The sequence below is a fragment of the Pandoraea soli genome (assembly GCF_902459595.1).
Classification (GTDB): Bacteria; Pseudomonadota; Gammaproteobacteria; order Burkholderiales; family Burkholderiaceae; genus Pandoraea; species Pandoraea cepalis.
In genome coordinates this window covers 1-20,547 of the sequence record NZ_CABPSG010000004.1, presented here as the reverse complement: position 1 = coordinate 20,547, position 20,547 = coordinate 1, and the positions used below count along the sequence as shown (strand labels likewise).

Genomic DNA, 20,547 nt, shown 5'->3' with positions numbered 1-20,547 from the left:
TAGCCGGCCTCGTAAGAGCGTCCGGCCACCGGGGCCGGACTCATTTGTTGAGTTGCTTGTACCAGGCGCGATGGTGTTTCCACGCCCAGCCGCGGGTGACGGTACCGCGCGTCATCGCGCGCACGGAACCCTTGATCCAGATCGCTGCATAGATGTGCGTAATGATGCCGCAAATCAATACGAATGCACACACCGCATGCACGTCAGAAGCCAGACGAATCACCCCGATCGGGAAGTAGAACGCGAAGTAGGCACGCCAGATCACGATGCCGGAGAGCAACAGCCCGATCATGCACAACACCATCACGTAGAAAAGCAGCTTCTGTCCGGCGTTGTAGCGCCCGACTTCCGGCAGATTCTCTTCGCGATTGTTCAGCACGTCGCCGATCTTCTTCATCCACTCGGTGTCGCGCGATTCGAACCAGTTGTAGCGCGCAAGCCGCACGGCGAGGCACACGAAGGTGACGAACATCACCAGCCCGACAAACGGATGCAGAATCCGCGTCCACGATCCACCACCGAACAGGGTGGCCAGCCAGAACATCGACGGATGGAACAGCGCCAGCCCCGAGAGCGCGAGCAGGATAAACGTGCCCGCGACAATCCAGTGGTTGATGCGCTGCCCGGCGCTGTAGCGCTCGATCAGATCGTCCTTGCCCGCCTGACGATCACTGCGTTCGTTCGACATGGTCAGATCTCCTCGTGCGTGGCGACGCCCTTCTGGCCATCGGGACCGTTACCCTTGCGGGACGCATCGTACCGGCGGGCCGCCGCCTCATCGTCCTCGGCCGTCTCGTTCGGACCGGTCTTGATGTAGTGGAAGAACCCGGCGAGCGCCGTCAGCGCCATGGCGGCCACGCCCAGCGGCTTGGCGATGCCCTTCCAGAGCGTCACCATCGGGCTGATGCGCGGATTGTCCGGCAGACCGTGATACAGCGACGGCTTGTCGGCGTGATGAAGCACATACATCACGTGCGTGCCGCCGACCCCCGCCGGATCGTACAGCCCGGCGTTCTCGAAACCCCGCGACTTCAGGTCTTCGATGCGCTCGGCCGCCTGGTCTTTCATGGCGTCCTTGGTGCCGAACAGGATCGCGCCGGTCGGGCACGTCTTCACGCACGCCGGCTCCAATCCCACCGATACGCGGTCGGAACACAAAGTGCATTTGTACGCCTTGTGGTCCTTCTGCGAGATGCGCGGGATGTTGAACGGGCACCCCGTGATGCAGTACCCGCAGCCGATGCACGCCTCTTCATGGAAATCGACGATGCCGTTGGCGTATTGCACGATGGCCCCCGGCGACGGGCATGCCTTCAGGCAACCCGGGTCTTCGCAATGCATGCAGCCGTCCTTGCGGATCAGCCACTCGAGGTCGCCCTTCGGGTTCTCGTACTCGGTGAAGCGCATGAGCGTCCAAGAATCGGCCGTCAGGTCCGCCGGGTTGTCGTACACGCCGACGTTCGTGCCGACCTCGTCGCGCAAGTCGTTCCACTCCATGCACGCCGTCTGGCAGGCCTTGCAGCCGATGCATTTCGACGTATCAATGAGCTTGGCGACGTCGCCCGTGTGCGACTCGCGCACCGAGGGCGAGGGCAGCGTGGTGGCCGAGCGCCGTTTGATATCCAGTGATTGCAATGCCATGGCGCCCCCTTATGCCTTCTCGACCTTCACCAGGAACGACTTGAACTCGGGTGTCTGCGAATTCGCGTCGCCCACGATGGGCGTCAGCGTATTCGCGAGGAACCCGGGCTTGGTCAGTCCCTTGAAGCCCCAGTGAATCGGAATGCCCACATGGTGAATCGTCTTGCCGTCCACCTTGAGCGCGCGAATGCGCTTGGTCACGACCGCCCGGGCCTTGATGAAGCCGCGATTGGACGAGACCTTGACCATGTCGCCCGACGCAATGCCGATCTCCTTCGCGAGCGCTTCGCCGATCTCGACGAACTGCTCGGGCTGGATGATCGAATTGAGCAGCGCGTGCTTGGTCCAGTAGTGGAAGTGTTCGGTCAGACGATACGTCGTCGCCACATAGGGGAATTTGTCGGCCGTGCCCATCGTGGCCAGATCGTCCGGGAACACGCGGGCACCCGGATTGCTCGTGGCCTTCGGTTGCTTCGGATGCAGCGGGTTGTAGCCCAGCGGCGTCTCGAACGGCTCGTAATGCTCGGGGAACGGCCCCTCGGCCATGGCCCCCTTCGCGAAGAAGCGCGCCACACCCTCGGGGTTCATGATGAACGGGCTCATGCCGCTCGCCGGATCCTCGTCGATCTTGAAGTCCGGCACGTCCGCCCCGGTCCAGGCCTTGCCGTTCCACCACACCAGCTTGTGCTTCGGATTGAACGGCTTGCCCGCGAGGTCGGACGACGCGCGGTTGTAAAGAATGCGACGGTTCGCCGGCCACGACCACGCCCAGTTCAGCGTCTGCCCGATGCCGGTCGGATCGCTGTTGTCGCGCCGTGCCATCTGGTTGCCCGCCTGCGTCCACGCGCCGGCGAAGATCCAGCAGCCCGACGACGTACTGCCGTCGTCCTTCAGTTCGGCGAAACCCGCCAGTTGCTCGCCGGCCTTGCGGGTGACCTTGGTCGGATCCTTCGGATCGACGAGGTCCTTGAGCGCCCGACCGTTGTACTCCTTGGCAAGTTCTTCGGGAGACGGGCTCTCCGGCTGGGCGTACGGCCACGACAAGTTGACGATCGGATCGGGGAATTTACCCCCCTGCGTCTTGTACATCTCCCGCAGACGCAGGAACAGCCCCGTCATGATCTCGATGTCCGTGCGCGCTTCGCCCGGCGGCTCGGCCCCCTTCCAGTGCCATTGCAGCCAGCGCCCCGAGTTGACCAGCGTGCCATCTTCCTCGGCAAAGCAGGTCGTCGGCAGGCGGAACACTTCCGTCTGGATCTTGCTCGAATCCACGTTGTTGTGCTCGCCAAAGTTCCGCCAGAACTCCGATGTCTCCGTCGCCAGCGGATCCATGACGACGAGGAACTTGAGCTTCGCCAGCGCCTGGTCCCACTTGAACTTGCCCGGTGCCGCCGCGAGCGGGTTGAACCCTTGCGCGAGGTAGCCGGTCATCTTGCCCTGGTTCATCAGCTCTAGCACCTGCAGCAAGTCGTAGGGCTTGTCGAGCTTGGGCAGGTAATCGTAGGCCCAGTGGTTTTCGGCCGTGGCCGCGTCACCCCACCACGCTTTCATCAGGCTCGCGTAGAACTTCGGGTAGTTCTGCCAGTAGCTGAGCTGGTTCGGACGCAGCGGCTTTTGCGTGCGCGCCGTCAGGTACTGCTCGGCGGTCTGCTCGGCCTGTTTGGGCAACGTCATGTAGCCCGGCAGCAAGTCCGTCATCAGCCCGAGATCGGTCAGTCCCTGGATGTTCGAGTGACCGCGCAGCGCGTTCATGCCACCACCGGCCACCCCGATATTGCCCAGCAGCAGTTGCACCATCGCGCCCGTGCGGATCATCTGCGAGCCGATCGAGTGCTGTGTCCAGCCCAGCGCGTACATGATGGTCATCGTGCGCGTCGGGGTGGAACACTCGGCAATCAGCTTGTAGACCTGCTCGACCTTGTCGGCCGGTGTGCCGCACACGCGCTCGACCATGTCCATGGTGTAGCGCGAGTAATGCTGCTTCATCAACTGGAACACAGTGCGTGGGTGTTGCAGCGTCGCATCGGTGAGGACGTACCCGTCCGCGCCCTTCTGGTAGTCCCAGGTACTGCGGTCGTAAGTGCGTTTCTCGGCGTTGTAGCCCGAGTAGATGCCGTCTTCGAACGCGAATTCGTCTTTCACGAGGAACGTGAAATCGGTGTAGTTCTTGACGTATTCATGCTGGATCTTGTCGTTCGCGAGCAGGTAGTTGATCAACCCGCCGAGGAAGACGATATCCGTGCCGGAGCGGATCGGGGCGTAGACATCCGCGACCGATGCCGAACGGTTGAAGCGCGGGTCGACCACGATCAGGCGCGCATTGTTGTGCGCCTTCGCCTCGGTCACCCATTTGAAACCACACGGGTGCGCCTCGGCAGCATTGCCACCCATGATAAGGACTAGATCCGCGTTCTTGATGTCGACCCAATGGTTCGTCATCGCACCACGGCCAAACGTCGGGGCAAGACCTGCCACCGTCGGGCCGTGTCAGACACGTGCCTGGTTGTCGAATCCCAGCATCCCGGTACTGCGGATGACTTTGTGCGTGATATAGCCGACTTCGTTGCTCGACGCCGACGCCGCCAACATGCCCGTCGTTACCCAGCGGTTGACGGTCAGGCCGTCGTCCGTCTTCACGACGAAGTTGGCGTCGCGATCGTCCTTCATCAGCTTGGCGATGCGATCGAGCGCATCGTCCCAGGAAATCCGCTCCCACGTGTCGGAGCCGGGCTTGCGGTACTCCGGGTGCGTGAGACGGTTCGGGCTGTGGATGAAGTCGATGAGGCTCGCCCCCTTCGGACACAAAGTGCCGCGATTGACCGGATGGTCGGGGTCGCCTTCAATGTGGAAAATGCTCTTCCGCGCATTCTTCGCCCCGTCGCCATAGCTGTACATCAGCAGGCCGCAGGCCACGGAACAGTAGGGACAGGTGTTGCGGGTTTCCGTCGCTCGCGCCAGCTTGAACTGGCGGACTTCCGCCAGTGCCGCATCGGGCGCGAACCCGAGCATTGCCAGGCTGGACCCGGCCAACGTCGCGCCACTCACTTTCAGGAACTGGCGCCTCGACATATTCAGCATGGGGGAAATCTCCTCAAATTTTCGAAAACTTTGCGGGAGTCCGTTGAGTATAGAGCAAAGAATCACGGATTTCCGTGACTTAGCACAAACCATGCCGAATGTTGCGCCGCAGCGCACAATGCAGGAACTTCCTCAACAATTTGGTATTCTGAGCGTCACTTTGGTCACCGTCCCCGGGAATGAACCCCTTGCCCCCTGAAGATGACGTGACAAACCTGATGGCATGTCCCAACTGCGACACGCTGCACCGTCGCACCGACGTGCCCCCGCGCGAGGCGGCCCGCTGCGTGCGCTGTCACTCGGTGCTTTACCGCGCCCCCGATCTGCGCCTGTCACGCGTGCTGGCGCTCACGCTGACTTGCCTGATCGTGTTCGCCATTGCGAACGCGTTTCCCATCGTCGAGATCGAGGTGCAGGGCATCTACACGCGCACCACGCTCATCGGCGCCGCCTGGGCGCTGTATCGCGAAGGCATGTGGCTCGTCGCCTTGTTGGTGTTCACCACCACGGTGCTCTCGCCCCTGTCGCAATTGCTCGCGTTGGTCCATCTGATCGGCCCGCTTTCGGTCGGGCGGCGGCCGTACGCCGTCTTCCACGTGATGCGCGCCATCGAGTTCTGCCGCCCCTGGGGCATGATCGAAGTGTTCATGCTCGGCGTCCTGGTATCGGTGGTCAAACTGTCCTCCATGGCCAGCGTGCTGCCCGGCATCGCGTTATGGGCCTTCGGGGCGCTCACGGTGTTGCTGGCAATGGTGCTGTCGTATGATCTGCGCAATCTCTGGCTCGTGATCGACCACACACCGGGTGCGGACGCGCCCGACGCCTCGCCATCGCGCACGGTGCCGCGATGAAATACCTTACCGCCAAAGACGCCGGACTGGTGGCGTGCACCGCATGCGGACGGCTCTCGCGCTTCGTCAATACACACGAGAAAGCGCGCTGCCCGCGTTGCGGCGCGGTCCTGCATCAACGCAAGATCGACAGCCTCACGCGCACCTGGGCCTTGCTGATCGCCGCCGCGATCCTGTACATTCCCGCCAACGTCCTGCCCATGATGCAGACGCGCTCGCTGCTCGGGAATTCCAGCGACACGATCATGAGCGGGGTGATCTATTTCTGGGTCAGCGGCGAGTACGATCTGGCCATCGTCGTCTTTACGGCGAGCATTCTCGTGCCGATGCTCAAGCTCATTGCGCTGTCGCTGCTATGCCTCACCGCGCAGCGCGGCGCCCGTTGGAACCCGCATCAACGCACCAAGCTTTACCACATGATCGAGTTCATCGGCCGCTGGTCGATGCTCGATGTCTTCGTCGTCGCGCTGATGGTCGCGCTCGTGAACATTCAGTCGCTGGCCGTGATCCGGGCCGGTCCCGGGATCGTGGCGTTCGGCGCGGTGGTCGTGCTCACGATGCTTGCCTCGATGCAGTTCGACCCCCGGTTGATCTGGGATCAGATCCGCGACGACGATACCGAACAGGACGATCATGACTGACCCGAAAGATCCGCAAGCCCCCAACGCCGCGCCGCCGGCCGGCGCCGGCGAGCTGCCCACGCCGGTCATCGAGCCGCGCAAACGCTGGGCGCCGTCGCTCGTCTGGCTGATACCGCTGGTGGCCGCCGTGATCGGCCTGTCGCTCGTCGCCAAGGCGGTCATCGAGCGGGGCCCCAGCGTCGTCATCGACTTCAAGACGGCCGAAGGCCTCGAAGCCGGGAAGACGAAGGTCAAGTACAAGGAAGTCGATATCGGCACCGTCAAGAACATCGAGCTGTCCGACGACCTGTCGCACGTGCGCGTGACCGTCGACCTCACGCAGAACGCCAAGCGGTTCGCGGTCAAGGATTCGCGTTGGTGGGTGGTCCGACCGCGCGTGGCCGGCGGCAGCGTCTCGGGTCTGTCGACGCTGCTCTCGGGCGCCTATATCGGTGCCGACGCCGGCAAGTCGAAGGATTCGTCGGAGCATTTCGTGGGACTGGAAGTGCCGCCGGTCGTCTCCACCGGCCAGCCGGGCAAGCCCTTCGTGCTGCATGCGGCGGACATCGGCTCGCTCGACATCGGCTCGCCGATCTATTACCGCCGCATTCAGGTCGGCCAGGTCGAAGCCTACTCGCTCGATCCGGATGGCAAGGGCGTCACGCTGCGCGTGTTCGTTCAGGCCCCCTATGACCAGTATGTCGGCTCCAACACGCGCTTCTGGCATGCGAGCGGCATCGACTTGCGGCTCGATTCAAGCGGCTTCCAGGTCAATACGCAATCACTGGCGTCGGTGGTCATCGGCGGCATCGCCTTCCAGGCACCGAACGAGTCGGGCGCGGGCGTGATGGCCAAGGCGGGGCAGGAATTCCGCCTGGCGCCTGATGAAACCACCGCCATGAAGGCGCCTGACACGCATCCGATGACGGTCGTGTTCCGCTTCCAGCAGTCGCTGCGCGGTCTTGCCGTGGGCGCACCGGTGGATTTCCGCGGCATCACGCTGGGTGAAGTCACGTCGATCGGTGTGGAATTCGACCAGGCGACCAAGCAGATCAACATGCCGGTGACGGTCGAAGTCTATCCGGACCGTCTGCGCCGCCGCGATCCGAAGAACAACCTGCCGCCGGACGAACTTGCCAGCCGCCAGATTCTGAATTCGCTCGTGGCGCGCGGTCTGCGCGGTCAGTTGCGCACCGGCAATCTGCTGACGGGCCAGTTGTACGTGGCGCTCGACTTCTTCCCGAACGCCAAGCCCGCCCGCGCCGAGGAAGTCGACAACGTGGTCGTCATGCCGACGGTGCCCAACACGCTCGACCAGTTGCAGCTCCAGATTGCCGACATCGCGACCAAGCTCGACAAGATTCCGTTCGACAGCATTGGTCAGAATCTCGATTCGTCATTGCGCAAGCTCGACAAGACGCTCGACAGCGCGCAGGGCCTGTTCCGCCAGCTCGACGGCGAGATCGCACCCGAGGCGAAGGCCACGCTGAGCGAGGCGAAGAAGAGCTTCGGCGCCGCCGAGCGCACCCTCTCCGAAGACGCCCCGGTACAGCAGGATGTTCGTCAGGCCATGCAGGAACTGACGAAGACCCTGCGCTCGCTGGGCACGCTGGCCGATTATCTGCAGCAGCATCCCGAGGCGCTGCTGCGCGGCAAACCCAAGGATCCGCAACCATGACGAGCCCGCCCGACATGACCCGTAGCCCGCGCCGCCGCGCGACGCCGATGGCCCGCGCCGTGCTCGCCGCGCTTACCCTGGTGCTCGCCGGCTGTGCATCGCCGCCGTCGCGCTTCTACACCCTGACCGACGACACGGGAACGCCCGCGGGCAGCGCCGCCACGAGTGGCGCCAACGCACCGGCGGCGCGCTATGCGGTCGAAGTCTCGCCGGTCGCCGTGCCTGACCAGGTCGACCGGCCGCAGATCGTCGTCACGCGCGGCGGCGGTCGCGTCGACATTCTGGAGGAATCGCGTTGGGCCGCGCCGCTCAAGACCGAGTTGACGTCGACGATCTCGCGCAAGCTCACGCAACATCTCGGCGCGATGGACGTGTATGGTCTGCCCCGCGCCGACGGCCTGACCGTGTACCGCGTCTCGACGTCGGTACAGCGCTTCGAGTCGGTGCCGGGCGAGCAGGCAGCACTCGCCGCCGTGTGGAGCGTTCGCCGGGTACCGGGTGACGTCGTGCTCACTTGCCGCTTCGCCGGCACAGAGACGGCGTCGGGTAGCACGGGTGCCATCGATGAAGTGGTCTCGGCGCAACGCCGGCTCGTCGACCGGCTGGCATTGGGCATCGGCAACGCCATTGCCGCCAGCGCGCAAGGCGCCACGCCGCACTGCGAGCGCTGAAGGCCGTTGCAGCCGTCTCCTGGAGACGATTCCGGCCGACAAGGCGTTTGCCCCGTTGGCCGATTCGAAGTGTGCGCTGGTCAACCGGTAACCCGCGCGCTCAGCGCCTGAGATCGGTGGCAGACGCGGGTCGCGTCTCGCTGCCGTCTTGGGCGCCCCCCGTCGCGGGGTCTTCCACGCTGCGGAAAATGATCGCCGACGCGAGCGTAATCAGCCCGACGCACACGAAGGTCAGTCGAAACCCCGCCACCGTACCGCCCATACCGCCCGCGCCTGCCTGCCCGGCCAATTGACCGAACAGTGCCAGCAACTGGCCGCCGATGGTCACGCCCAGTCCCAACGCAAGCATCTGCGCCATCGAGAACAGGCCATTGCCCGCGCTCGCGCGGCGCGTGCCAAGATCCTTCAGCGTGACACTGTTCATCGCGGCGAACTGCATCGAGTTCGCGCCGCCGAAGATCGCCAGTTGCCCCAACCCCAGCCACATCGGCCACCCCGGCCCGAACAACGCGAAGCTCGCGATCGCACCGCCGACCACCGCCGTGTTGACCATCAGAAAACGCGTGTAGCCGAAGCGCTCCACCAGCGGCGTGACCCTACGCTTGACCACCACGCCCGCCAGTGCAACCGGCAACATCATCAGCCCCGACCCGAGCGGGCTATACCCCATGGCCACCTGAAGCAGCAGCGGCAACAGGAACGGCACGGCGCTACTGCCAATCCGCGCGACGAGATTGCCCAGCAGCCCGAGGCGGAAACTCCGCGTCGCGAAGAGTTCGAGCGGGAACAACGGCGCGACGCGACGCCGGGCATAAGGCCAATACCCCAGCGTCGTGACGACGCAAAGCAGCGCCAGCCCGACGGACACCCCCCATCCCCTGTCGGAGAACGGGTGATCCAGCGCCAGCGTGAACGACACCATCGCCATCGAGAGCAGCGCGAAACCCGCCCAGTCGAAGCCGGCATCGATGACCTCGTCGCGCGCGGGACGCGGCAAGTAACGCCGCACCGCCAAGCTGCCGACGATGCCGATCGGCACGTTGATCAGGAAAATCCAATGCCATGAGGCAACCTGCACCAGCCAGCCGCCCAGCACCGGGCCGATCATCGGCCCGACCTGCCCGGCAATCGACACGAACGCGAGCGCCGCCAGATATTGCCCCGCCGGGAAGGTGCGCAGCACCGCGAGACGCCCGATCGGCAAGAGCATCGAGCCCCCCGCCCCCTGCAACACGCGCGCGAGCACCAGTTGCGTCATCGTGTGCGCCATCGCGCAGCAGATCGAGCCCAGAACGAACAACAGAATGGCGACGAAGTAGACGCGGCGCGTGCCGAACCGGTCGGCCAGCCAACCCGATGCCGGGGTCAACATGGCCATCGTCAGGGAGTAAGCGACCACCACAGGCTGCATGCGCAGCGGGTTCTCGCCGAGGCTCGCCGCCATCGCCGGCAGCGCCGTATTGACGATGGTCGTGTCGAGCGCCTGCATGAAAAAGCCCGCCGCTACGATCCACAGCAGCGCGGTGAGTGTTTTATCTTGCGTCATGCGGCGTGGTGACGAGACACGGCGGTCAACCCCGTCCCTAAAAGAATTAAGCGAAAGCAGAATTCTAGCCCGCTTCAGGCAGGCTGACCACGTTGCCCCGCCCGCACCACCTCAAGCTCTGATCGCGCGATACCCCACGTGTTCGAACCGATCCTCGTCATCGGTATTTCGTTCGTCTGCCGAATTATCTGCGCGGTCGTCGTCGGCAAGCGCTTCGAGTCGGATGGCCGCGTGCACGAGCGCGATGTGCGAAAACGCCTGCGGGAAGTTGCCGACCTGACGCGCGTGATGCGTGTCGTACTCCTCGGCCAGCAGGCCGACGTCGTTGCGCAACGACAGCAACCGCTCGAACAGTTCACGGGCATCGCGCTGACGGCCGATCGTCACCAGGCAATCGACCATCCAGAAGCTGCACGCGAGAAACGCGCCCTCGCCCGCCGGCAGGCCGTCGTCGACCCGGCTCGTGCGATAGCGTTGCACCAGCCCGTCGTGCATGAGATCGCGCTCGACCGCTTCGATGGTGCCTATCACGCGCGGATCGTCCGCCGGCAGGAAGCCCACGAGCGGAATCATCAGCACGCTCGCGTCCATCTCCGACGAGCCATAGGCCTGCATGAAGGCATTGCGCGTCTTGTCGAAGCCATGCGCGCAAACGTCCGCATGAATCTCCTTGCACAAGGCGCGCCAGTGATCGATCGGCCCCGGCAAGCCGAAGCGCTCGGCCGACTTGATCGCCCGATCGAATGCGACCCAGGCCATGACCTTCGAGTAGGTGAAGTGCTGACGTCCGCCGCGCACTTCCCAGATGCCCTCGTCCGGCTTGCGCCACACCGTCTCGAGATGCGCCACGAGCTTCGTCTGGACCTCCCAGGTGGCCTCGTCCGGTGTCAGTCCGCCCAGACGCGCCTGATGCAACGCGTCCATCACTTCGCCATACACGTCGAGCTGCAACTGCCCGACGGCGCCGTTGCCCACGCGCACGGGCTTCGCGCCTTCGTAACCGGGCAGCCAATCGACCTCCCACTCGGGCAAACGCCGCTCGCCCGAGAGTCCGTACATGATCTGCACCTGCGACGGCGCACCGGCCACGGCGCGCACCAGCCAATCGCTCCAGTCGTTCGCTTCGGTGTAGTAGCCCCCGAGCATGAGCGCCTGTAATGTGAGCGTGGCATCGCGCAACCAGCAATAGCGATAGTCCCAGTTGCGCTCGCCGCCGAGCTGTTCGGGCAACGACGTCGTCGGCGCGGCCACCACACCGCCCGTCGGCACGAACGTGAGCGCCTTGAGCACGATGAGCGAGCGACGAATCGCGTCGGCCCAACGGCCGTCGAGCTGGCAGCGGTGAGCCCAGGTGCGCCAGTAACGCTCGGTATCGGCGAGTGCGGCAAGCGGGTCGATCGCGCGCGGATCCGCGTGATGCGATGGCACGCGCGAGAGCACGAACGGCACGGTGTCGCCGGCCTTCACATCGAAGCGCGCGCGCAGACTGCCCGGCACATCCTGAATCTCGATGGGGGTGCGCACCACGACCTTGTCGGGTCCCGCGATGAGCCGCATTCCCGGCCCGGTGGGATCGTCGCCATCGAGCGGACGCGACCACGGCACCGACGCCCCGTAGTCGAAGCGCAGGATCAACTCCATCGACATGGTCACCGTTCCGTGAATGCCCTTGACCAGCCGCACAAGATCGGCCGCGCCGTCGCGCAACGGCATGAAATCGATCACGGCGACGCAGCCCTCCACCGTCTCGAAGCGGGTCTCGAGAATCAGCGTGTCGTCGTGATAACGACGCGTACAGGTCACGTGGGGATCCTCTGGCGCGAGCTTCCAACGGCCATGCTCCGCGCCGCCAAGCAGCGCCGCGAAACACGCGGGTGAATCGAAATACGGCCAGCAGAGCCAGTCGATCGAGCCGTCGCGCGCGACGAGTGCAGCGCTTCGGCAGTCGCCAATCATTGCGTAGTCTTCAATTCGTGCCGGCATGCTCACCTCGCGAAGGGAGAAGGAACGACGCGCCCATCGTCAGACGATGGAACGCAAGCGAGTGAAGCCCTATGTTACGCGCGTGGTCGAGGCGCGGCCATGGGGCCCATGACGGGCCGTAGTGATTGCCGGAGATACTGCCAGAAGTCATGCACTCCCTCCTGTCGACGTTGGGCGTCGGGTCGGATTGATCGGTGGCCTGTCATGCGCCAGTCTAAAACCGACCGGCCACCGGGAGGGAAGTTCTGCGCTGCACGTCAACACGCGGAGAATCCGCATCGCCGACGTGCGGCGTACGTCATGCGCTCACGCGTGCCGCTCCTCCAGCACGTGCACCGCCCCCTGTGCGACCAGTTCGCGAATCCGCGTCGCATCGAAGCCGTACTCGGCCAACACCTCGCACGTGTGTTCGCCAAGCCGGGGCGCGGGGCCACCCGTACGCTTGGGCGTCTCGGAGAAGCGGATCGGCAGACCGATGCTGCGTGTCGGGCCGTCCAGCGGGTGCACAGTTTCCACCACCATCTCGCGCGCTACGATCTGCGGGTGCGTCACCGCTTCGGAGATCGACAACACCGGACCGACCGGCAAGCCCACGGCGTCGAGCCGTTCGACCCAGCGCTCGGTGGTATCGCGCAATAGGTACGCCGTGAGTCGCTCGACGAGTTCGGCACGGTGCGCCGTGCGCCCGGCGTTGGTGGCGAAACGCGGATCGTCGGCGATCTCCGGGGCGTCGAGCACCTGCAGCAGCCGCTCGTAGTTCGCCTGATTGGCCGCGCCGATGTTGATCCACCCGTCTTGCGTTCGAAACGCCTGATAGGGGGTGCTCGTCGGATTCGCCGAGCCCAGCTTCGGCGGATTCTCGCCGCTCGCGAAGAAGTTCGCCGCCGCCCAGTACATCTGCTGGAATCCCGCTTCGAGCAGCGACGTGTCGACGATCTGCCCCTGCCCCGTGCGCAGTCGATGTGCGTACGCCGCCGAGATGCCGAGCGCCGCCAGAATGCCCGCGTTGATATCCGCAATCGGCGAGCCCGCCTTGATGGGCGCCTGACCCGGCTCGCCCGTCACGCTCATCAAGCCTGAGAGCCCTTGCGCGATCAGATCGAAGCCGCCTTTGTCGGCGTATGGGCCGGTGCGTCCATAGCCGGAAATCGAGCAATAGATGAGGGCCGGATTGGCTGCGCGCAGGGTCTCGTAACCAAGGCCGAGCTTCTCCATCGTCCCTTTGCGATAGTTTTCGGTGACGACGTCGGCGCTCGCCAGCATCTCGCGCAACACCGCGCAGCCGCCCTCCGTCTTGAGATTGAGCGCGATGCCACGCTTGTTGCGATTGAGCATCATGAACGACGCCGATTCGCCGTGCGGAAGGATCGGCGCAAAACGACGGGCGTCGTCGCCGTCCATCTTCTCGACCTTGATGACGTCGGCGCCCATGTCGGCCAGCATCATGCCGCACACCGGGCCGGACATGATGTGCGACAGTTCGATCACCCTGACGCCCTGCAACGGCCCGCCTGCCTGTTTGACGGTATCGGTCATGTCACCGCCCCTCGAACACGGGCGGCGTCTTCGCGAGGAAGGCGCGATAGCCCGTCTGAAAATCGGCCGTGCCGAAGCACGCGAAACCTTCGTCGATCTGCGCGGCGCTGAGCGGCTGGCCGCTGGCCAGTTCGCGCACGAAGCGCTTGTGCCAGCGCGCCACCAGCGGCGCGCCGGCCGCGATGCGCGACGCACTCGCCAGGGCTTCGCGCGTGACGTCGCCGTCGGCCACCACGCGGGTCACGAGCCCAATGCGCAACGCCTCCTGCGCATCGAAGATCCGGCCTTCGAGCAAGATCTCGAGCGCCCGCGCGGGACCGAGCAGACGGACCAGGCCCGATAGCTCCGCGTGTGCCATCACCAGGCCCAGCTTGTTGATCGGCGCACCGAAACGGCTCGATTCACCGCAGATGCGCACGTCGCAGGCCGCCGCGATCTCCATGCCGCCGCCGACGCAAATGCCGTGAATCATCGCGACGAGCGGCACAGGGCATCGGGACAAGGCGTCGAGCGTACGGTGCATGAGCGCACCATACGTTCTTGCCTGCTCAACGTTGGCGCGATCGGTCTCGAACTCCGCAATGTCGTTGCCCGGCGCGAAGGACTTCTCGCCCGCCCCTCGCAGCACGATGCAGCGCACGTCGGGCGTTTCGGACAACGTGAGGATCGTGTCGCCCAAGGCCTGCCACATCGGCTTGGTCAACGCGTTGAGCTTCTCAGGACGATTGAGCGTGACCCGCGCGATGGCGCCGTCTCGCTCGGTCAGAACGGGGGATGTCACATAGCCTCCTTCCAATGCCAGCACGCACCCGATGTCGGCCAGCCTCTCTTTTTGGTATACCAATTTTTTGTAAACGATAAGATCTTCGAGATGGGATTGGCAAGAAGCAATCGTAAAATTCAGGGTTAACGTGAGAAAATCGCGCATTATCGATTGACGACGGATGACATCCCCATCAAAATTGGCATTCCATTTTCCCGATCACTGCGCATGAGCACGTCCGCCTCGCTGAACGCCGCCGCTTACGAAGCCCTCAAGGCGCGCATCGTGCGCGGCGAGCTTCGTCCCGGCGCGCCCCTCTCGGAACGCGCGCTATGCGACGCGCTGGCTGTCTCGCGCACGCCGCTGCGTGAAGCGCTCAAGCGACTGGCGAACGAAGGGTTGGTGGAAATCTCGGAAACGCGCCGGGCAAGCGTGGCGCGTGTGAGTGTCGACGAAGTCGTGAATCTGCTCGCCGTGATGGCAGTCCTCGAAGGTCTCTCGGGCGAGCAGGCGTGCGAAAAAGCGTCGGAGGCCGATCTTGACGCCCTCACGCAACTGCAAGCCGACATGGAATCGGCTTACGCCCGCGCCGATCACGCTGCCTACTCCGCCCTGAATCAGCAGATTCACCTTAGCATTCTGCGCATGGCGGACAACGGCCCGCTGGCCGAGTATTTCCACAATCTCAACGCACGCCTGCGGCATGTGCGCGAGAGATTGACGCCAACGCCCGAGCGCTGGCGTCAGGCCGTCGATGAACATGCGGAAATGCTCGCGCTGCTACGCCGACGCGATGGCAGGCGACTGCGCACGCTGATGGAAGCGCACCTGCGCAGCAAGACCGACGCCTATGTCGCCACGATGCTCAACGAAGGATTGGTAAGCCTGGGGCGCGCGGCGTGAGCCTGTGAACGCATGAACGTGTGAACGTGTGAGCACGTCAGCGCATTCCGACGCCTGCGCCGCGCCGGCGCGTCACGCGGCGGCGAGTCGATGGGCGAGCACGGTGGCACACTTGGCCATCAGATGCCCGCGCAACAGTCGGCCGAGCGCGGCACCGTCGCGCGCATGCAGGGCGCGCAGCATCGCAACATGCTCGTCGACGGCTTGCTCCCACTTGCCGGCATGCAGATTGGAGCGGAATCGCAGCGCCTGCAGCCGTTGATTGACCGATTGGTACATTTGCGTGAGGGCGGGATTACGCGCCGCCGCATTGATGCGATCGTGAATCCGCTGATTGCAGTCGAAATAGCCGGGGAGGTCGCCGTTCGCGTGACACGTCATCATTTCGTTATGCAACGCCTGGATGTCGTCGATTTCCGCGGACGTGATGCGCTCGCAAGCCAATTCGCCAGCCAGCGCTTCAAGGCCGCTGAGCAGTTCGAAGGCATCGGCGATATCGCTGGCCGACAACGTCACGACACGCGCGCCGCGATTCGGCAGCAGTTCGATCAGCCGCTCGACGGCCAGCATCTTGAGCGCCTCGCGCAGCGGCGTGCGCGACACACCGAGTTGCTCACACAGGGCGCGCTCGTTCAGGTGCGCGCCCGGCGGCAGGGTGCCTTCGATCATCATCTTGCGCAGGCGGTCCATCACGGCAAGATGCAGCGCCTGCCGGCTGATGGGCGCCGCCGTCTCGCCGTCCGGCGGATGAATGACAGGATCACGCAGGACGTTCAGGGTCACAGAGTGCATAGGCTTGGCCAGGTCGTTCGCTTGGAGAAGAAGGTCATCGACTGCACGCACTGCACTTTCGCAAGCCATGGCAAGCGTCACCGCTGCCAGATCGCGCGAAATATTACAAAATATTACGAAGTCTGATTCTCGCAGATCCCCAGGACTTTGACTACGTTAGGTGGTGTTTTCACCGAGTAGGCGTCATGTTCACCGCACTGCGCAACGACGACTGAATTTTGTATACGATGTGGAGCCACTTGCCTCCGGCGCACCGCTGAGGCATCGCCTTTTTCCTAGGAGACTTGCAAGATGTTCGAGACCCCCGCCGTCGAATCGCTGGCCCAGTTGCTGGCCGACACCCGTCGCGGCGATACGCCGATCGCTTCCCCCGCCCCGGCGCTGCTGCCGGTGGACTTCGACGCCGCCTACGCCGTGCAATTGCGCACCCTCGATTTGCTCGGCGAGACGATCGCAGCGTGGAAAGTGGGGGCGAAAACCCCGATGGATCTGCCGAATTGCGCGCCGATTCCCGCCTCCGTCGTGAGCGACGCGGGCGGCAAGCTGGCGTTGGGTGACTTCTTCCGGGCGGGACTGGAGTTGGAGATCGCGTTCCGACTGGCCCGCGATATCAAGCCGGGGATTTACGACGAGCGTGAGGCGCTCATGTTTGTCGGCGAAACGCTCGTGACGATCGAGATCACCGACAGCCGTTTCGCGACGAGCGGTCTCGACAGTCGGTTCACGTTGGCCGACTTGCAGAACAACGGTGCGCTCGTGATCGGGAGCGGGCGCGCTTACGATGCGTCGCTCGACTACCTGACGCCAAAGCTTACGTTCTCGCTCGATGGGGTGAACATCGCGCCAGCGGACACGGGGTTCAACACGGGGGGCGATCCGCGCACCTTGCTCACGTGGCTCGTGAATCACAACGGCAAGCGCGGCATCACGATGCACGCGGGCGCCATCGTCACCTGCGGCTCATACGTCGGCATGATTCCCGCCAGCGGTGCCGGCGTACTGCGCGGCACGATCGACGGGATCGGCGAGGCGGCCGTCACACTGAAGTAATGGTGGGCGATCGCCCTGGGGCGCCGCGAGTATGCCCTTCAGGCTTGTCGTGACTTATCCACAGTTTTTGTTCACAACGTTGTGGACAACGAATGAGGTACGGTTGCCAAGCGCTTGATCGGTATGGCGTTTTCGACCGAAGGGATCAGGAGGCGCTCCCCGCAGGCAAACTGCCCGCACACGCCTCCGATTTATCCACAGATTTTGTGTTCAAGTCTGTGGACAAGTCCTTGATGAGAGAACACAAGCCTTTGATTCGAATCAGGGATTCAGTTGACAGGCGTCGTGGAAGCAGCGCTCTGGCGGTCCATCGCCAACGCAAAGCTCTTGTTGCGCTCACGAACGACCCGGTGAATCAGGTCCCACACCGTATGCGCAACGGGCGAGAGCGAACGGTTCTTGCGCCGCACGAGCACGATGTTGCGCTCGAACGCGGGCAACAGCGGACGCACGGCCAACGTGGAGTTCTCCGGCAACGGCAACGCGAGCGGCGGCAGCACGCTCACCCCCAGCCCCTCCTGCACCATGCGGAAGATGGTGCTCACATGCCCCAGCTCCTGCGTGATCGTTCCCTGCACCTTTTGCGTGGTGAGCGCGCGATCGATGAGCGGGCGGCTGCCCGAACTTTGATTGAGCAGCACCAGGTTTTCGCCTGAGAGTTCCGACCAGTGCACGGCCCCCTGCGTGGCCAGCGGATGATCGCTGCGGCACACCAGACAGAACGGCTCGCTCATCAGGTGCTCGGTCGTGAGGTCGTCCGCGCCCTGCGGCGCAACCACGATGCCAAAGTCCACGTCGCCCGCGCGCACGCTGTCCAGAACGGCGCGCTGCATCTGGTCGACGAGGGCGAGCGCAACATCCGGATACGTCGCCTGCGACGCCAACAGCACACGCGGCATGAGCGTCGCCGAGATGGTCGGGGCGGCGCCGATGCGCACCCTTCCGGTCGTGCGGGCTTCCGCGCCATGCGTCTGCAACAGGGCGATCTCGAGTTCGTCGAGCACACGGTCGAGACTGGCGGCGAGCGTCACGCCGGCGTCGGTCAGGGCGACCTCGCGCGTGGTGCGGTCAACGAGACGCAGGCCAAGCTGTCCTTCCAGTTCATTGATGCACCGGCTGATGGCCGGTTGTGTCAGGCCGATCTCGGCCCCGGCGCGGCTGAAGTTCTTGCTGCGCGCCACGACCATGAAAACCTTCAGTTGTCTCAGCGATACGTTCATGTGCGATTGCCCTGCGGAGAATTAAGCGAACGAACCACCGCAGTGGCTCCGGCGCGCCGCACTCGGCGGCGCGCCCCGTATTACGCAAGTCAAACGGTCGCGGCGATCAGGCCGCTGCCTTGACCATCTCTTCGACCACTTTCTTCGCGTCGCCGAAGACCATCATGGTCTTGTCGAGGTAGAACAGGTCGTTGTCCAGCCCGGCATAACCCGCCGCCATCGAACGCTTGTTGACGATGATCGTCTTGGCCTTGTACGCCTCGAGAATCGGCATGCCGGCGATCGGCGACGTCGGATCGGTCTTCGCGGCCGGGTTCACCACGTCGTTCGCGCCGAGCACCAGCACCACGTCCGTCTGACCAAATTCGCCGTTGATCTCGTCCATCTCCAGCACCTGGTCATACGGCACTTCGGCTTCCGCGAGCAGCACGTTCATATGCCCCGGCATGCGCCCCGCCACCGGGTGGATCGCGTAACGCACACTCACGCCCTTCTCGACGAGCTTGTCGGTCAACTCCTTCAGGGCGTGCTGCGCACGGGCGACGGCCAGACCGTAACCCGGCACGATCACCAGCGATTCGGCGTTGCTCATCAGGAATGCGGCGTCGTCAGGCGAACCCGACTTCACCGGGCGCTGCGGTTGATCGCCCGCTGCACCACCCGCCCCCGCCTGGGCACCAAAGCCGCCGAGAATCACGTTGAAGAACGAGCGATTCATGGCCTTGCACATGATGTACGACAGGATGGCGCCCGACGAACCCACGAGCGAACCCGCGATGATGAGCATCGGGTTATTCAGCGAGAAGCCGATACCGGCCGCCGCCCAGCCCGAGTACGAGTTCAGCATCGACACGACGACCGGCATGTCCGCGCCGCCAATCGGAATGATGATGAGCACGCCGAGCACGAACGCGATGGCCGTCATGATGGCGAACGGCGTCCAGCTCTGCGAGACGAAGAACGCACCGCCAAAGCCGAGCATCGCAATCGCCAGCGCCAGATTCACCATGTGCTGACCCGTGAAGACCACCGGTGCGCCCTGGAACAAACGGAACTTGTACTTGCCCGAGAGCTTGCCGAAGGCGATGACCGACCCCGAGAACGTGATCGCGCCGACGAACGTGCCGATGAACAGCTCGATACGATTGCCGGCCGGCAACGACGTCTGCCCCGCAGGCACGATGCCGAACGCCGCCGGTTCCGCGACCGCCGCCACCGCAATACACACGGCCGCCAGACCGATCAGGGAGTGCATGGCCGCGACCAGCTCCGGCATCTTGGTCATCTCGACCTTGCGCGCGACGAACGCGCCGATGCCGCCGCCGACCACGAGGCCCGCGAGGATCAATCCGAGTCCGGAGAAGTTGCCGTTCGAGAGCTTGCGCAACTCGAAGATCAGCGCCACGGTCGTCAGCGCCGCAATCGTCATCCCGATCATGCCGAACGCATTGCCGCGTCGCGCCATCTTCGGATTCGACAGGCCCTTGAGCGCCTGAATGAAACAGATCGACGCGACCAAATACAACAGCGTCACAAGATTCATGCTCATGTCAGTGCGCTCCCTTGGCTGCGGCTTCGTCATTGGCCGCGGTCTTTGCCGGGGCCTTGTCTTTCTTCTTGAACATCTCGAGCATGCGCTGCGTGACGAGGAAGCCCCCGAACACGTTCACCGCCGCGAGCGCCACGGCCACGACACCCATCGTCTTGCCGAGCGCGCCTTCCGTGAGCCCGGCCGCGAGCATTGCGCCCACGATCACGATGGCCGAGATCGCGTTCGTCACCGCCATGAGCGGCGTGTGCAGCGCAGGCGTGACGTTCCACACCACGTGATAGCCGACGTACACCGCCAGCACGAAGATGATCAGATTGATCACCGTGTGATTGATCATTTCCATGGTCGTGTCTCCCCCTTATGCCGCACGCAGCACTTGACCATCGCGGCACATCAGGCACGCACTGACGATGTCGTCGTTGGTATCGATGACGAGCTTGCCTTCCTTGTCGATCACCAGCTTCAGGAAGTCGAGCACGTTACGGGCATACAGCGCCGAGGCGTCGGCAGCTACCATCCCCGCGAGGTTGGTGTAGCCTGCAATCGTCACGCCATGCACCTTGACGACCTCGTCGGCCACCGACAACGGGCAGTTGCCGCCGCCGTTCGCGCCGCGCCCTGCCGCCAGATCGATGATCACCGAGCCGGGCTTCATGGCCTTGA

17 protein-coding genes and 1 pseudogene are annotated in these 20,547 nt (G+C 64.2%); 6 read left to right on the top strand and 12 right to left on the bottom strand.

Going from position 1 to position 20,547, the window contains the following annotated elements; genetic code table 11:
* Nucleotides 1–40 precede the first annotated feature (40 nt).
* Genes PSO31014_RS08655 through fdnG form a run of 3 tightly spaced genes read right to left on the bottom strand, consistent with a single transcriptional unit; the run spans nucleotide 41 to nucleotide 4,719 of the window.
* Nucleotides 41–688: a formate dehydrogenase subunit gamma gene (locus PSO31014_RS08655; RefSeq protein WP_150551262.1), complete on the bottom strand. Its 648-nt coding sequence runs from the start codon at nucleotides 686–688 to the stop codon at nucleotides 41–43.
* A 2-nt stretch (nucleotides 689–690) separates the two neighbouring features.
* On the bottom strand, nucleotides 691–1,641 hold the full coding sequence (gene fdxH / locus PSO31014_RS08650; protein ID WP_150551261.1) for a formate dehydrogenase subunit beta: 951 nt from the start codon (nucleotides 1,639–1,641) through the stop codon (nucleotides 691–693).
* A gap of 9 nt (nucleotides 1,642–1,650) precedes the next feature.
* The gene (gene fdnG / locus PSO31014_RS08645) at nucleotides 1,651–4,719 is read right to left on the bottom strand and encodes a formate dehydrogenase-N subunit alpha (protein WP_150551260.1); all 3,069 of its coding nucleotides are present in this window, start codon (nucleotides 4,717–4,719) and stop codon (nucleotides 1,651–1,653) included.
* A gap of 218 nt (nucleotides 4,720–4,937) precedes the next feature.
* On the opposite strand from fdnG, the gene PSO31014_RS08640 reads away from it, so the two are divergent.
* The 4 genes from PSO31014_RS08640 to PSO31014_RS08625 are packed head-to-tail and all read left to right on the top strand — an operon-like array spanning nucleotide 4,938 to nucleotide 8,539.
* Nucleotides 4,938–5,570 (top strand): paraquat-inducible protein A, encoded by a 633-nt coding sequence (locus PSO31014_RS08640; RefSeq protein WP_150551259.1) that lies wholly within the window; start codon nucleotides 4,938–4,940, stop codon nucleotides 5,568–5,570.
* On the top strand, nucleotides 5,567–6,211 hold the full coding sequence (locus PSO31014_RS08635; RefSeq protein WP_150551258.1) for a paraquat-inducible protein A: 645 nt from the start codon (nucleotides 5,567–5,569) through the stop codon (nucleotides 6,209–6,211). Before PSO31014_RS08640 ends, PSO31014_RS08635 begins: the two co-directional genes overlap by 4 nt.
* Nucleotides 6,204–7,868 (top strand): PqiB family protein, encoded by a 1,665-nt coding sequence (locus tag PSO31014_RS08630; RefSeq protein ID WP_150551257.1) that lies wholly within the window; start codon nucleotides 6,204–6,206, stop codon nucleotides 7,866–7,868. Before PSO31014_RS08635 ends, PSO31014_RS08630 begins: the two co-directional genes overlap by 8 nt.
* Nucleotides 7,865–8,539 (top strand): PqiC family protein, encoded by a 675-nt coding sequence (locus PSO31014_RS08625; RefSeq protein ID WP_150551256.1) that lies wholly within the window; start codon nucleotides 7,865–7,867, stop codon nucleotides 8,537–8,539. The genes PSO31014_RS08630 and PSO31014_RS08625 overlap by 4 nt, the downstream gene beginning before the upstream one ends.
* A gap of 100 nt (nucleotides 8,540–8,639) precedes the next feature.
* On the opposite strand, the gene mdtD is transcribed toward PSO31014_RS08625, so the two are convergent.
* From mdtD to PSO31014_RS08605, 4 genes are all read right to left on the bottom strand, one after another.
* Nucleotides 8,640–10,085, bottom strand: coding sequence for a multidrug transporter subunit MdtD (mdtD, locus tag PSO31014_RS08620; RefSeq protein ID WP_150551255.1), 1,446 nt, complete (start codon nucleotides 10,083–10,085; stop codon nucleotides 8,640–8,642).
* Nucleotides 10,086–10,196: 111 nt separating this feature from the next.
* Complete coding sequence (locus tag PSO31014_RS08615) at nucleotides 10,197–12,068, bottom strand: glycoside hydrolase family 15 protein (RefSeq protein WP_150551254.1); 1,872 nt, start codon at nucleotides 12,066–12,068, stop codon at nucleotides 10,197–10,199.
* 306 nt (nucleotides 12,069–12,374) lie between these two features.
* The gene (locus PSO31014_RS08610) at nucleotides 12,375–13,604 is read right to left on the bottom strand and encodes a CaiB/BaiF CoA transferase family protein (protein WP_150551253.1); all 1,230 of its coding nucleotides are present in this window, start codon (nucleotides 13,602–13,604) and stop codon (nucleotides 12,375–12,377) included.
* Between the two features lies 1 nt (nucleotide 13,605).
* Nucleotides 13,606–14,385 (bottom strand): enoyl-CoA hydratase-related protein, encoded by a 780-nt coding sequence (locus PSO31014_RS08605; protein WP_150551252.1) that lies wholly within the window; start codon nucleotides 14,383–14,385, stop codon nucleotides 13,606–13,608.
* 210 nt (nucleotides 14,386–14,595) lie between these two features.
* On the opposite strand from PSO31014_RS08605, the gene PSO31014_RS08600 reads away from it, so the two are divergent.
* Nucleotides 14,596–15,270 carry a GntR family transcriptional regulator gene (locus tag PSO31014_RS08600; protein ID WP_150551251.1) on the top strand — a complete coding sequence of 225 codons (675 nt, stop codon included), beginning with the start codon at nucleotides 14,596–14,598 and terminating at the stop codon, nucleotides 15,268–15,270.
* Between the two features lie 72 nt (nucleotides 15,271–15,342).
* Here the strand turns inward: PSO31014_RS08600 and PSO31014_RS08595 are convergent, their stop codons facing one another.
* Nucleotides 15,343–16,062: a GntR family transcriptional regulator gene (locus PSO31014_RS08595; RefSeq protein ID WP_150551250.1), complete on the bottom strand. Its 720-nt coding sequence runs from the start codon at nucleotides 16,060–16,062 to the stop codon at nucleotides 15,343–15,345.
* A 291-nt stretch (nucleotides 16,063–16,353) separates the two neighbouring features.
* On the opposite strand from PSO31014_RS08595, the gene PSO31014_RS08590 reads away from it, so the two are divergent.
* A complete protein-coding gene (locus PSO31014_RS08590) occupies nucleotides 16,354–17,112 on the top strand; it encodes a 2-keto-4-pentenoate hydratase (RefSeq protein WP_150551249.1) in 759 nt (252 codons plus the stop codon).
* Nucleotides 17,113–17,381: 269 nt separating this feature from the next.
* Here the strand turns inward: PSO31014_RS08590 and PSO31014_RS08585 are convergent, their stop codons facing one another.
* The 4 genes and pseudogenes from PSO31014_RS08585 to PSO31014_RS08570 all read right to left on the bottom strand — a co-directional run.
* Nucleotides 17,382–18,332, bottom strand: a complete 951-nt coding sequence (locus tag PSO31014_RS08585) for a LysR family transcriptional regulator (RefSeq protein ID WP_150551248.1) — start codon at nucleotides 18,330–18,332, stop codon at nucleotides 17,382–17,384.
* 106 nt (nucleotides 18,333–18,438) lie between these two features.
* Nucleotides 18,439–19,881, bottom strand: coding sequence for an NAD(P)(+) transhydrogenase (Re/Si-specific) subunit beta (locus PSO31014_RS08580; protein WP_150551247.1), 1,443 nt, complete (start codon nucleotides 19,879–19,881; stop codon nucleotides 18,439–18,441).
* 1 nt (nucleotide 19,882) lies between these two features.
* Complete coding sequence (locus PSO31014_RS08575) at nucleotides 19,883–20,227, bottom strand: NAD(P) transhydrogenase subunit alpha part 2 (RefSeq protein ID WP_023596913.1); 345 nt, start codon at nucleotides 20,225–20,227, stop codon at nucleotides 19,883–19,885.
* A 15-nt stretch (nucleotides 20,228–20,242) separates the two neighbouring features.
* Nucleotides 20,243–20,547 (bottom strand): annotated as a pseudogene (locus PSO31014_RS08570) (NAD(P)(+) transhydrogenase (Re/Si-specific) subunit alpha); the annotation flags it as partial.

Coding starts and splice junctions, on each gene's coding strand:
- PSO31014_RS08655 (WP_150551262.1), bottom strand. CDS start 688: ATGTCGAACGAACGCAGTGATCGTCAGGCGGGCAAGGACGATCTGATC.
- fdxH (WP_150551261.1), bottom strand. CDS start 1,641: ATGGCATTGCAATCACTGGATATCAAACGGCGCTCGGCCACCACGCTG.
- PSO31014_RS08640 (WP_150551259.1), top strand. CDS start 4,938: ATGGCATGTCCCAACTGCGACACGCTGCACCGTCGCACCGACGTGCCC.
- PSO31014_RS08635 (WP_150551258.1), top strand. CDS start 5,567: ATGAAATACCTTACCGCCAAAGACGCCGGACTGGTGGCGTGCACCGCA.
- PSO31014_RS08630 (WP_150551257.1), top strand. CDS start 6,204: ATGACTGACCCGAAAGATCCGCAAGCCCCCAACGCCGCGCCGCCGGCC.
- PSO31014_RS08625 (WP_150551256.1), top strand. CDS start 7,865: ATGACGAGCCCGCCCGACATGACCCGTAGCCCGCGCCGCCGCGCGACG.
- mdtD (WP_150551255.1), bottom strand. CDS start 10,085: ATGACGCAAGATAAAACACTCACCGCGCTGCTGTGGATCGTAGCGGCG.
- PSO31014_RS08615 (WP_150551254.1), bottom strand. CDS start 12,068: ATGCCGGCACGAATTGAAGACTACGCAATGATTGGCGACTGCCGAAGC.
- PSO31014_RS08610 (WP_150551253.1), bottom strand. CDS start 13,604: ATGACCGATACCGTCAAACAGGCAGGCGGGCCGTTGCAGGGCGTCAGG.
- PSO31014_RS08600 (WP_150551251.1), top strand. CDS start 14,596: ATGAGCACGTCCGCCTCGCTGAACGCCGCCGCTTACGAAGCCCTCAAG.
- PSO31014_RS08595 (WP_150551250.1), bottom strand. CDS start 16,062: ATGCACTCTGTGACCCTGAACGTCCTGCGTGATCCTGTCATTCATCCG.
- PSO31014_RS08590 (WP_150551249.1), top strand. CDS start 16,354: ATGTTCGAGACCCCCGCCGTCGAATCGCTGGCCCAGTTGCTGGCCGAC.
- PSO31014_RS08585 (WP_150551248.1), bottom strand. CDS start 18,332: ATGAACGTATCGCTGAGACAACTGAAGGTTTTCATGGTCGTGGCGCGC.
- PSO31014_RS08580 (WP_150551247.1), bottom strand. CDS start 19,881: ATGAGCATGAATCTTGTGACGCTGTTGTATTTGGTCGCGTCGATCTGT.
- PSO31014_RS08575 (WP_023596913.1), bottom strand. CDS start 20,227: ATGGAAATGATCAATCACACGGTGATCAATCTGATCATCTTCGTGCTG.